Raw genomic sequence first — 12,291 nt, 5'->3', positions numbered from 1 at the left:
TTTTTCATAGTAGGAGGAAGTCGATTGAAGAAAAAGTTACATCAGTATGAGTTAATGTGTATCATTTTATTGTTTGTTCTATTTAGCATCATCGCTTGGAGGGTACATGTAGGTGGTGTTACAATGATGGATACATACGTACGTGATATGGTAAAAGGATTACAAACGGAAAGCTCACTTACATTCTTCTCATACTTTACAAAGCTAGGATCTGCAATTGGAGTTATAACGACACTAATTATAAGCTTGCTCGTTTTTTGGAAAAAGCGTTATTATGCTGCTATGATTGTATATCCAATGGCTATATTAACGACACACCTTGTTAATAAGGGAATAAAAGAAATTGTAAAAAGAGACCGCCCATCATTAAATGAGGCACTTGACGCACTTGGGTATAGCTTCCCAAGCGGACATGCAATGCTATCTATTATAACATTCGGTTTTCTTGCCTATATCATTGCTGCCAATTTGAAGAGTGTAGCTGGAAAATGTGGTATTACGATTTCGATGGGCATATTAATTATATTGATTGGATTAAGTAGAGTTATTTTAAATGTTCATTACCCGACTGATATTTTAGCTGGTTACTGTGCAGGTGGCATTTTGTTAATCATCGCAATTTATTGTCATCGTTTACTTACCGAGAGATTGGGACTTAATAACGAGAGATAAAAAAACGTCTAGAAAAACTAGTATTATAGTTTTTCTAGACGTTTTTTGTTTATGGGGAGATGTGATAAAGTATAAATGACAAGTGAATTATATAAAGTAGGTGAAAATGTGTGAAGACAAATGTACATAAAATTGATAAGTGGGGGAAGTTAGGAACTTTTTTGTATCAATTTCGTTATACAGTAATTGTAGCATTACTACTACTTGCGATAGTGCTCGGTATTTTTGCTCCAAAACTTCCAGGAGTATTGGGCGGTGATGGTTTCCAAACAGAAGGGGATTATCAAAAGACGAAAGAAATTTTAGATAAGGATTTTAAGCAGTCTCAAGATACACTTTTACTCGTTTTTGAGAAGGAAAAGGATACTTCGCATGAGGAGTTCCAAAAGCGTATAGAGGGGATAATAAATCAAATTGAAGAGAAAGAAAAATACGAATCTTTCCATCATCCAATGCAAAATAAAGAGATGTTACAAGATGATATCGGTTATGCGACGATTTTATTTTCCGGGAAAACAAATAAAGAACGAATGGAAAAGACATTACAATTTGCCGGGAAAATCGAGAAGGAAAGTAATAGCGTATTAAAAGTAACACCGACAGGATATCCGAAAATTAATCAAGAGATTAATGAAAGAACGCAAAATGATTTAAAAGTAGCAGAGATGATTGGATTACCTATTGCTTTTCTCGTACTATTATTCTCATTTGGTAGTCTGATTGCGTCTATTTTACCGATTGTAAATGGCGCGCTTAGTGTCATTAGTACGATGGGGATTTTATATTTTATAGGTAGTGATAAAGAGCTATCTATTTTCGTGTTAAATGTTGCACCGATGATTGGGCTCGCATTATCAATTGATTTCGCACTGTTATTTGTAAATCGTTTTCGAGAGGAAGTTGCGAAGAGAACAGTGAAAGAAGCGATAGCGATTACGTATCAAACGGCAGGGCGTGCTATCGTATTTTCAGGGTTATGTGTATTCGTCGGTTTATCAGGCTTATTTTTCTTTAAGATAGATTATATTCAGTCTGTTGCTATTAGCGGGATGATTGTCGTTATTATGAGCATTTTGTTTTCGCTCACACTTCTTCCGGCGCTATTATCTTTAATTGGTAAAAGGATATTAAAAAAGAATCAGGCGGCGCCTACGCCATCAAATGTATGGCGTAAATTTGCACAGTTTGTAATGAAACATCCAATCGTCATGATTATTGTTGTTACAACATTTATTGTTATTTGTTTATTACCGCTACGTACAGCTAACTTGCAGTTTCCTGGTGTTGAAGCGTTACCTGAAAAGAGTGATACGAGAGTTGCATTTGAGAAGTATGAAGAAGCCTTTAATAAAACTGTCCAAACACACGCTGATGTGACATTAGTAGTAGAGACGAAGAAAGATATAACAGAAAAAGAAAGTTTACAAAAGATAGAAGCTGTTGTTCAAAAGTTAAAAGACGATAAGCAAGTATATAAGGTGAAAAGTGTATATGACGGGCTAAATGGAATGAAAGCAGATCAAGTTGCTGGAATGTTACAGTCGCCAGAGGCTGCGAAAATAGCTCCTGTATTTGAAGCGTATACGAAAGGGAATAAAACAACAATGGAAGTCTTTTTGGATACGAAGCCAAGTACAGAAACCGCAAAACAATGGGTTCGTGATTTCAAAAAGAATTATAAAGAAAATGATGTTACTTATTATTTGGGCGGTATGACGACGTTCCAGCAAGAGTTAGAAGATGAAATTAAAGATAAAGTTGCAATTGGTATGTCTGTTATATTTGGATCAACCTTTGTCATTTTATTATTCGCATTCCGCTCTATACTCATTCCAATTAAAGCTATTATTATGAACGTACTTAGTTTAAGTGCAACAATTGGAATTGTAATTTGGTTATTTGAAGGTGGTCATTTCGGATTAGAAGAGAGTTCAGTTTTATTTGTATTACCAATCTTTATTTTCGGCCTCGTATTTGGGCTTAGCATGGATTATGAAGTATTTCTTATTTCACGTATTCATGAGCTCTATGAAGAAACAGGGGATAACGATCAAGCAACGTTAGAAGGGCTTGTTTCGACAAGTAGGATTATTACGTCCGCCGCTTTAATTATGATTGTTGTTACCGGTGCGTTCGCCTTTACTGATATTTTACCAGTAAAGCAGATGGGGCTTGGGGTTGCATTAGCAATATTTCTTGATGCAACAATTATCCGTCTTATGCTCGTACCAAGTTTAATGAAATTGTTTGGGGATTGGAACTGGTGGCTACCATTTCGAAAGAAAAGAGAAAAATCATCATAAAAAAACTCATCTATAAGATGAGTTTTTTTTATGAATAGCAGGGCCTATATTTTGCGCATAGTATGTGATAAGAAGATTACATACAAGTAGGTGAAGGCAATGTTTCGTTATTTTAAGTTTAAGCTAAATGATACAGTACAGTTTGCTGAAAACGATGGGCATATGTATCGCATTGTCGGTTATCGGTTAGAAAAAGGGTTTTACCCAAAAGATGAATGGACTCATATTATTTATGAACTACTTAGAGAATTTGACGGGTATACGATGGATGCGGAAGAAGAGGAAATTGTAAAAGTTATTCAAGTAGAGGATGAGTATTATAAAATACAAGAAGTATCAGGGTATCGTTATCCAGTAAAAATGAAGCAAAAGCAGCAAGTTATGAAAGGAGAGAAAATAGACGACTTATTAGATACGTACAACGACTATAAACGATTGGCGGATTTCTTTAAAGATTTGTTGTATGAACAAAAAGCTGAAGAAGTGTTGCAGGAGATGAAAAGGCTTAGAGCGTGAGGGGACAGTCGATTATAAGACTGTCCTCTATTTTTGACGGTGCATCAAAGTATGTTTTCCGTTACAATGAGAGAATCAATAGAAATAAGGTGATTATAGTATGGAAACAAAGAAAAAGGGCGAATGGTGCGAAATTACGGTTCCAGCGACGTGGAATGGTATAAGTATTGAGTCGTTGTTAAAAATGGAATGGGAAGTACCAAAAAAGTTATTACATCAGCTTCGTATGGAAAAAGGTGTTACGGTTAACGGAGAACAGAGGAGATGGAATGAACTTTTAAAAGAAGGAGATAAGTTACAAGTTCATATGTTTATGGAGGAGGAGTACGGCGTAGAGCCGGAATATGGTGAATTAAATGTAGTGTTTGAAGACGATCACGTACTCATTGTAAATAAGCAGGGGCAAATGGATACACATCCTTCTGAAAAAAATGGGACGGGAACACTTGCCAATCTTGTTGCTTTTCATTTTCAAATGCAAGGTTTAGAGACGAAGGTTCGGCATATCCATAGATTAGATAAAGATACGACAGGTGGTGTTGTATTCGCAAAACATAGAATTGCGGGTGCAATTATGGATCGTTTATTAATGGAACGGAAAATCAAAAGAACGTATATGGCACTTGTTGAAGGAAAAGTAAAAAAGAAGCAGGGGACAATTGATGCAGCTATCGGAAGAGATCGACATCATGCTACAAGGCGTCGTGTTTCTCCAAAGGGAGACCAAGCTATAACGTATTATAAAGTAGAGAAATATTTTAAAAAACAAAATGCGACGCTCGTAACGTTACAGTTAGAAACCGGTAGAACGCATCAAATTCGCGTTCATATGAGCTATAATGGAAATCCATTAGTTGGGGATGTATTATATGGTGGGCAAACAACATATATGTCCGGGCAAGCGTTACATGCGATGAAGATTAATTTTTTGCATCCGATTACGAAAGAAGAGATCGTTGTTGACGTACCTTTCCCTACAAATTTAAACGATACAATGAAAAAATTTGAAAGAGAAAATGGGTAAAGTGTAAGTTTAAAGTTGAAAAAGGTAGATTTTTGCAGGGATTTCTCTAAAAGAGGCGAAGCCGTTAAGAGAAAAGAGAGGTGAGAATTATTTGATCAAATATAAATATATGCTAGGGATATTTTTCGCTTGTCTTTTACTTACTCTATGTATTTATCCATATTTACCAACTCGTATGGCAGTGCATTGGAACGAGAATGGTGGAGCGAACGAGTTTATGAGTAAACAAGTGGTCGTATTATTTATCCCTGTCCTTATTATTATTTTACATGGATTAGTATATGTTATTTTGCATAATATATATAAGTTTAATGAAGGGGAGTATTTCATTATAAATGGATTTATAAAGAGTATTACTTTATTTATGATGTTTGTCCATATACTAATTCTCTTTATTAATTTGGGAAGTATTATATCCTTTCAGACAGGACTAACGATTGGAATTAGTATGTTTCTTTTTATGTTTAGTAAAGTGTTTAAAAAGGTGAAGGATAGAGAGAAAGAACCGATCAAATTACAAAAAATCCGTTTAGTTAGTAGGCGAATCTTTCAAGTGATGGCATGCAGCATATTATTTTCGTTGCTTTTGAGCCTAAAGTGGGGATTTTACTTGTTAATTAGTGTAATAAGCTGCGGGTCTATTTTGTTTATGTTCTACATTTTATACGCATACATATTAGAAAGCTATGAAACATAAAAAAAGAGTCTTCTCCTAGAAGACTCTTTTTTTATTTATTTCGTAATAAATTGTTGTGTCCAGTAGTTGCCGCTTTCTACATAGCCAACACCGATATGAGTGAAGCCACTATTTAAGATGTTTGCACGGTGTCCGGCACTGTTCATCCAAGCTTGTACAACTTCTTCTGGAGTACGTTGTCCTTGGGCGATGTTTTCACCTGCAGATTTATAAGAAATACCAAATTTCTTCATCATGTCAAACGGAGACCCGTATGTAGGGCTGTTATGATCAAAGTAGTTGTTTTTTTGCATATCTTCAGACTTAATACGTGCTACTTTGCTTAATTCAGTATCGATTTGTAATGCTGATAAGCCTTGTTTTTTACGCTCTGCGTTTGTTAATTCAACAACGCGTTGTTCGAATTCGCTTAAAGATTTTGCTTCTTCAGCAGGCTTTTGCTCAGCAGGTTTTTGTGTTTCGTTTTGAGTATTGTTGTTTTCAGCTGGTTTTTGAGCTTCTGGTTTAGCAACTTCTTCAGCAGGCTTTTGTTCAGCTGGTTTTTGAATTTCCTCAGCAGGCTTTTGAGCTTCTGGCTTAGCTGTTGGTTGTTCAGTAACAACATTTTCAGTAGGCTGTTGACCAGGAATGAAGCAATCTTGTTGGAATTGTCCTTGGTTCCATTGTGCTAATGATTCAACTCCCATAGATTGTAAGAATGCTTGTAATTCTTGTTGGCTCATTTGCTTCATCATCATTTTTGAATGCTGAATATTTTGAACCTTTATGTTAGATGGTTGTACTGTTGCAGCTTGTGCATCTAAAGAAGATACTCCTAAAGTAAGAGCTGTTGCAGCAGCTACAGATAATAAAACACGCTTTTTCATGATGTGTGTCCCCCTATATAAAGTTTTAATTTGTTTTCACACGATTTGTTTTTGACAGCCTGTCTGACTGACCAATTCATCGTAGCATACAATTTGGGAGAAAAAAGATGGAAAAAAATTCATAGACTTAAAATTTTCCTAATTTATCCTAAGAGGAGGAAAGGGATGAAATAAGAGAAACATAGAGTATAAAAGGAATTTTTAGCATTTTTATACTTGGTTTTAAGAGGGGGTTTTTGGATAAATGTACCTATATTAAAAATGAAGAATCCTATTGTATCAATGATTTTAGTGTTTTTTTGAGGAATATACTGGATGTATTTTTACAAAACTGTAATGTTTCTGTTGTTCTTTTTTATAATAAAGTAACATATTTTTAATGTTGTAGCGGACAAAAAAGCGGCTATCTCTTTACATAGACGAAGGAGATAGCCGTTTTCCTATTATTACGTATGTTACGAGTTATTACGAGTTGGTTTCAATTGCTTCTAATAATAAGTCTACAATATGAATTCCGCGCATTTTATGAGAGATTTTTTCACGTTCAATACCTAGTTTCATTTGTAATAGACACCCAGGATTTGCAGTAACAATTGTCGCTGCAGCTGTTTCATGCACACGATCCATTTTGTAATTTAGAAATTCCATTGATAACTCCGAATGGACAATATTATAAATACCAGCAGAACCACAGCAACGGTCCGCATCTTTCATTTCGCGGTATGTTGCGCCTTGAATGGCCTCTAGTAACATACGAGGTTCCGAAGATGTTCGCATAACATTGCGTAAATGACAAGAGTCTTGATACGTAATGATTTGCGGCGTGAGTCGTAAGTCATTACGTTTATGGAAATCTAGTTCTACTAGTATAGCAGTAATATCTTTAATTTTAGAAACAAATTGCTTTGCGCGTTCAGCCCATTTGGGATCATCTTTTAACAGATAATCATAGTCTACGAGGTAAGCTCCGCAACCACCTGCATTCGTAATAATATAGTCGATGTTTAAATCTTCGAATGCTTCTATATTTCGTTTTGCTAATTCTTTTGCTCCACTCTTTTCACCAGCATGCCCATGTAATGCCCCGCAGCAACTTTGTGTTTTCGGAATAACGATATCACAACCAGCTAACTGAAGAAGTTTCATCGTTGCGTTATTTGTTTCTAAAAACATCGTATCCATTAAACAGCCTGTGAAGAATGCAACTTGTTTCTTCTTTGCCACCTCAGCAGGTAAAAATTCAGGACGATCTTTCATTGCTTTCATTTTAGGGACTTTTGGCAAAACGAGGTCCATCGTTGCAAGTGTTTCAGGGAATAACTTCATAATACCTGTTTTATGTGTTAGCGTTTGTAAACCAGAACGCTGGTAAAATCCGATTAGTCCTGTTAATGTTCGCATTCGGTTTTGATGCGGGAATAGTCCTTCAAAAACAACTTTACGAACAGCTCTCACGGGCATGGAGAACTTTTTATTTTGATTAATAATATCACGAGCTTCTTCTAATAAATGTCCATAATTCACACCAGATGGACAAACAGGTTCACAAGCGCGGCAGCCAAGGCAAACATTTAATGTATCTTCAACATCTTCATCCGGCTCAATTAAACCATCAACGACGGCTTTCATTAAGGCGATACGTCCGCGTGGGGAATGTGATTCTTTATACCCAGATTGAATGTAAGTAGGGCAAGTTGGTAAACAAAAGCCGCATCGCATACAGTTTAGTAGTTCATCTTCACTTAATCGTTCTTTAAATTCCTTTTGAATGTTTTCTTTATTTAATGTGGTCATCGCTCAACCACCACTCTTTTACGAGAGTCTTTCGCGAACATCTTTCCAGGGTTCATAATGTTGTTTGGATCGAAGGCTTGTTTAATCCCTTGCATAGCAGCAATACCTTCTTTACCTAATTTCATTTCTAAATACGGAGCTTTCATTGCGCCAACACCATGTTCACCAGTAATCGTACCACCAAGCTCAATCGCTTTCGCAAATATTTCAGCAAAAGCTTGTTCGGCACGATGCATTTCTTCTTCATTACGGGCATCTGTCATACAAGTCGGATGCAAATTACCATCACCAGCATGACCAAAAGTACAAATAGGAATATTATATTTCTTTGCAATTGCATTAATTGCTTCAACCATTGGAGCGATTTGTGAACGTGGTACAGTTGCATCTTCTAATATTGTTGTCGGTTTTAGTCTTGCAAGTGCTGATAGTGCACTACGGCGTGCTGTACGAAGCGCATCTGCTTCGGCTTCATCTTTTGCAACGCGAACATCGACCGCATTCATAGCACGGCAAACGTTAGCCATTTTTTCGATATCGCGATTGACAACCTCGGGCGGGCCATCTTGTTCAATTAATAAAATTGCTTTAACGTCAGTTGGTAAACCGATTTGTGCAAACTCTTCTACAACTTCAATTGTTGGTTGGTCTAAAAACTCAAGTGTCGCCGGAATAATTTTATTTGCAATAATAGCAGAAACAGCTCGAGCAGCTTCGCTAATATCTTCATATAGCGCAAGCATCGTTTTCTTCGTTTCAGGCATAGGGACAAGTTTTAATATAGCTTCCGTAACAACACCAAGTGTTCCTTCAGAACCAATAAATAAACGAGTTAAATCATAACCAGCTACATCTTTTGCTAATTTACCGCCAGTACGAATGATATCGCCGTTCGGTAAAACAAGTTCAAGCCCCATTACATAATCACGTGTTACGCCATATTTTAAACCACGTAATCCGCCGGAGTTTTCATTAATGTTACCGCCGATTGTAGAAATTTTCATAGAGCTTGGATCTGGTGGATAAAATAAAGCTTTTTCTTCTACTGCTTTAATAATATCAAGTGTAATAACACCAGCTTGTACAGTAATTGTTAAATTCTCTTCGTCAATTTCTAAAATATTGTTCATATGGCGGAAAATAAGGACGATACCACCTTCAAGTGGACACGTTCCAGCGCAAAGATTTGTTCCAGACCCGCGAACGTATACTGGGATTTTATGAGTGTTACACACTTTTAACACGTCTGCTATTTCATTTGTATTACGAGGAGCGATGACTGCATCAGGCATCGCTTGGAAGTTTGGAGTGGCATCATAACTATAAGTTAAACGCCCCATATTGGATGTATCTACATTATCTTCGCCAACAATAGATACGAATGAATCAATAATTTGCTTTTCTAACATTGGAAATCCCCCTCAAACTGTTAACGTATTTCGTCATAATAAAAAACGTTGTAACAGTGCTTTCATTATAATGATAAAAAAGTTGGAGGATTCTTTCTATGTACAATCGTCTAAAGATTAATCTATTTTATCGTTATTTTTTGTGTGATTATCTAATAAGAGGAGTGCGAAGTATAAAACATTTAAATCTTTGAATTGTTTCGGGTCAAGTCCTGTATGTTCTTCAATCTTTTTTAGCCTGTAATGCAATGTGTTAATGTGTATATGTAATTGCTCAGCTGTCTGCTTATAAGATTGGTTATAATCGATAAATAAACGTAAAGTGTGCATAAGCTCAGGAGATGATACTAAGTTTTCAATGGTACGCTCTAGAAACTGTTCTCGAGTTTCAGTAGAAATATCTTGTAAGCACATCTCTAAACGTAAATCTTCATTAAATACAATTTTTTTCGTTTCAAGTGATACTGAAAGGGCGCGTAATGCTTGTTCGTACGATAAGTTCATATTGCTTGGCGTAACTGTTTGTCCAATCCCGATATATAAAGTAATAGAAAATAAAGTTTCACAGTCTTGTTTTAACCGTTTTAAAAATTGAAAGGTTTGCTCTTTGGATTGGATTGTTGTAAACAAAATAAACCGATCATTTCCCCAGCGAACAAATAAATTTTCTTTTGCTAAAATGTTGCGCATATGTTGCCAAATTTTACGCTGGAGCATCGTATTATCTTGGGCGATTGATAATAAAATAAGTTGTTTCTTCTTATATAAATCAATGCCAAGCGTTTTTGCACGATCGAGAAAACTTGGAGACCAGTCTGTATTTTGAAGCCAATCAAAGACAAATGCTTCATAAGAACGGTGCTCAAGTTCTAGTTGTTCTAAAAAGTAGTTTTCATGAATTAATAATTCGGTCATCTTACGTAATATTTCTCCGTATTGTGAAATATTTTCAGGTTCTCCTGTAATTCCAATCACGCCGATTACTTCGTCATGGAATAGTAAAGGAAGGTTCATCCCAGCTTTTACACCTTGCAGTCGTCGTTCATCGTCTTTTGTAATAATGACAGTTTTCTTTTGTTTCGCACAGCGGAGTGCACCTTCATGAAATTGACCGATTCTTTCCGCATCTGTACTTGCGATAATAACGCCTTGTATATTAATAATAATAATGTTTTCAGTAATTAATCTGCGTACTTCACGTACAATTTTATTCGCTAAATCAGGAAAAAGCATAATTTACACACCTCAAATTCTATTTGTTGTACATTATATATGTAAGTTTATTAATAAAGGAAGATTTCACATTTTCCACACATTTATTTGTTATTTTACAATTATAACGAAATCATCCGAAGATGGAGGGAATCTTTTGAGAAAGTATGTTTTTCTTCTCTGTTTTTTATTTCTATTAGTAGGGTGTCAAGGAAGTTCGTATACACCGATTGCTAAAGATAAAAGTGTTATTATAACAACGAATATAAAGGAAGGTAGTATTAGTTTTATTGATAAAAAAACAAAGAAGCTATTAACAACATGGGAATTAAATGAGCCGATTGCGGGGGTTACGCTACTTCCAAATGGCGAGGAAATACTTGTTTATGGTAAGCAATTAGAATATATGTATGTATATTCACTAGCAGAAGGAAGACAAGTGGACAAATATAAGATTGGAAAAGGAATTGCTAATGTTATCGCATCAGATGATGGAACACAATTATTTGCTGCCGATCAAAATGAACAAAAGGTAAGGTTCTTTACGATAAAAGGAAAAGAGACAGGGAGTGTTTCAACAGGAAAAGGGCCGATAACGATGGTAGAGCATCATAACCAGTTATCTGTACTCAACTTTTATGATACGAAACTAACGACCATTGATACAAAGAAAAAAGAAGTGATACAGTCCTTTATGATTCCACCAGCATCAACAGGAGCAACGGTTAGCGCTGATGGGAAAGAAATATGGATTGGTGGACATGGTGATGGAAGTCAAGTGAATGAGAAAGTATTAGTGTATTCTTTACAAAGCGGAGAGATGATGCGTTCTTTACATGCTCCGTTTATGCCTGTGAATATAACAAAGGATGATAAGTATGTATATGCGCTAAGTCACGGTTCAAATACGCTTAGAAAGTTTGATGCAAGTACGTATCAAGAGGTAGGATTTGCAGAAGTAGGATCTAATCCATTTGCATTTTTGAAAAGCGGTGCAGAAGGATATGTAGCTAGTTATGATAGCGATGAAGTATGCGTAATGGATATGAAGAATATGAAAATAAAACAAACAATTAAAGTCGGAAAAGGACCGTTTCAACTCATAGAGAGAGAAGGGGAAGGACAATGAGTAAATATAACGTGCTAGTCGTAGATGACGAAAGTGATATGAGGCAACTTGTCGGAATGTACTTAGATAACTTCGGATACGAGTGGGGAGAAGCTGAAAATGGAAAAGAGGCACTTCGAAAATTAGAGACGGATCATTACGATTTCGTTGTACTAGATATTATGATGCCTGAGATGGATGGGCTTTCAGTTTGTAAAGAGATTCGAAAAACGTCGGATGTACCTATTATATTTTTAACAGCAAAAGGTGAAGAGTGGAATAGGGTGAACGGCTTGCGTATGGGAGCAGATGATTATATTGTAAAGCCATTTAGTCCCGGGGAACTAATTGCTCGTATGGAAGCTGTTTTAAGACGATATACAAAGCAAGAACAGCAAGAAGAGATTCAATTTGGACCGATTCTTATTAATGAAAAAAGTAGGAGGGTCGAGACGAATGGTGAGACGATTCCTCTTACGGTAAAGGAGTTCGATTTACTATATTTTCTTTGCCAACATAATGGACAAGTATTTAGCCGGGAACAATTGCTTGAAAAGGTGTGGGGATATGATTATGCAGGAAGTACAAGAACGGTAGATACGCATGTGAAAACGATGCGTCTAAAGCTAGGAGAAAGTGGAAACTACATTCAAACCGTTTGGGGTGTAGGTTATAAATTTGAGGTGTAAC

General features: G+C 36.1%; 11 protein-coding genes. 7 read left to right on the top strand and 4 right to left on the bottom strand.

What is annotated here, in order from left to right; all coding sequences use genetic code 11:
* The first annotated feature begins 24 nt into the window (after positions 1 to 24).
* The 5 genes from JFU20_RS08640 to JFU20_RS08620 all read left to right on the top strand — a co-directional run bounded on the left by JFU20_RS08640 (position 25) and on the right by JFU20_RS08620 (position 5,212).
* Positions 25 to 672: a phosphatase PAP2 family protein gene (locus JFU20_RS08640; protein ID WP_002011488.1), complete on the top strand. Its 648-nt coding sequence runs from the start codon at positions 25 to 27 to the stop codon at positions 670 to 672.
* Positions 673 to 782: 110 nt separating this feature from the next.
* Positions 783 to 2,975 (top strand): MMPL family transporter, encoded by a 2,193-nt coding sequence (locus tag JFU20_RS08635; RefSeq protein WP_002166118.1) that lies wholly within the window; start codon positions 783 to 785, stop codon positions 2,973 to 2,975.
* 99 nt (positions 2,976 to 3,074) lie between these two features.
* On the top strand, positions 3,075 to 3,491 hold the full coding sequence (locus tag JFU20_RS08630) for a hypothetical protein (protein WP_002011605.1): 417 nt from the start codon (positions 3,075 to 3,077) through the stop codon (positions 3,489 to 3,491).
* Between the two features lie 100 nt (positions 3,492 to 3,591).
* Complete coding sequence (locus tag JFU20_RS08625; protein WP_201038524.1) at positions 3,592 to 4,515, top strand: RluA family pseudouridine synthase; 924 nt, start codon at positions 3,592 to 3,594, stop codon at positions 4,513 to 4,515.
* Between the two features lie 91 nt (positions 4,516 to 4,606).
* The gene (locus JFU20_RS08620) at positions 4,607 to 5,212 is read left to right on the top strand and encodes a DUF1648 domain-containing protein (protein WP_002126129.1); all 606 of its coding nucleotides are present in this window, start codon (positions 4,607 to 4,609) and stop codon (positions 5,210 to 5,212) included.
* Positions 5,213 to 5,247: 35 nt separating this feature from the next.
* Here the strand turns inward: JFU20_RS08620 and JFU20_RS08615 are convergent, their stop codons facing one another.
* The 4 genes from JFU20_RS08615 to JFU20_RS08600 form a co-directional block, all read right to left on the bottom strand.
* The gene (locus JFU20_RS08615) at positions 5,248 to 6,078 is read right to left on the bottom strand and encodes a CAP domain-containing protein (protein WP_201038523.1); all 831 of its coding nucleotides are present in this window, start codon (positions 6,076 to 6,078) and stop codon (positions 5,248 to 5,250) included.
* 465 nt (positions 6,079 to 6,543) lie between these two features.
* Complete coding sequence (locus tag JFU20_RS08610) at positions 6,544 to 7,872, bottom strand: (Fe-S)-binding protein (protein WP_002166117.1); 1,329 nt, start codon at positions 7,870 to 7,872, stop codon at positions 6,544 to 6,546.
* On the bottom strand, positions 7,869 to 9,281 hold the full coding sequence (glcD, locus tag JFU20_RS08605; RefSeq protein WP_201038522.1) for a glycolate oxidase subunit GlcD: 1,413 nt from the start codon (positions 9,279 to 9,281) through the stop codon (positions 7,869 to 7,871). Before glcD ends, JFU20_RS08610 begins: the two co-directional genes overlap by 4 nt.
* A gap of 117 nt (positions 9,282 to 9,398) precedes the next feature.
* Positions 9,399 to 10,514, bottom strand: a complete 1,116-nt coding sequence (locus JFU20_RS08600; RefSeq protein ID WP_002140915.1) for a CdaR family transcriptional regulator — start codon at positions 10,512 to 10,514, stop codon at positions 9,399 to 9,401.
* Between the two features lie 136 nt (positions 10,515 to 10,650).
* On the opposite strand from JFU20_RS08600, the gene JFU20_RS08595 reads away from it, so the two are divergent.
* On the top strand, positions 10,651 to 11,622 hold the full coding sequence (locus JFU20_RS08595; RefSeq protein ID WP_002011594.1) for a YncE family protein: 972 nt from the start codon (positions 10,651 to 10,653) through the stop codon (positions 11,620 to 11,622).
* Positions 11,619 to 12,290: a response regulator transcription factor gene (locus tag JFU20_RS08590; RefSeq protein ID WP_002126137.1), complete on the top strand. Its 672-nt coding sequence runs from the start codon at positions 11,619 to 11,621 to the stop codon at positions 12,288 to 12,290. The genes JFU20_RS08595 and JFU20_RS08590 overlap by 4 nt, the downstream gene beginning before the upstream one ends.
* The last annotated feature ends 1 nt before the right edge of the window (position 12,291 follow it).

Source organism: Bacillus sp. TH30 (assembly GCF_016650875.1).
Lineage (GTDB): Bacteria > Bacillota > Bacilli > Bacillales > Bacillaceae_G > Bacillus_A > Bacillus_A mycoides.
Note: the sequence above shows the minus strand (reverse complement) of the source record. Positions and strands in the feature narration are given on the sequence as shown.

Bases quoted from the DNA above. Each gene is read 5' to 3' on its own strand.
- JFU20_RS08630 (WP_002011605.1), top strand. From the start codon at position 3,075: ATGTTTCGTTATTTTAAGTTTAAGCTAAATGATACAGTACAGTTTGCT.
- JFU20_RS08625 (WP_201038524.1), top strand. From the start codon at position 3,592: ATGGAAACAAAGAAAAAGGGCGAATGGTGCGAAATTACGGTTCCAGCG.
- JFU20_RS08610 (WP_002166117.1), bottom strand. From the start codon at position 7,872: ATGACCACATTAAATAAAGAAAACATTCAAAAGGAATTTAAAGAACGA.
- JFU20_RS08590 (WP_002126137.1), top strand. From the start codon at position 11,619: ATGAGTAAATATAACGTGCTAGTCGTAGATGACGAAAGTGATATGAGG.
- JFU20_RS08600 (WP_002140915.1), bottom strand. From the start codon at position 10,514: ATGCTTTTTCCTGATTTAGCGAATAAAATTGTACGTGAAGTACGCAGA.
- JFU20_RS08615 (WP_201038523.1), bottom strand. From the start codon at position 6,078: ATGAAAAAGCGTGTTTTATTATCTGTAGCTGCTGCAACAGCTCTTACT.
- glcD (WP_201038522.1), bottom strand. From the start codon at position 9,281: ATGTTAGAAAAGCAAATTATTGATTCATTCGTATCTATTGTTGGCGAA.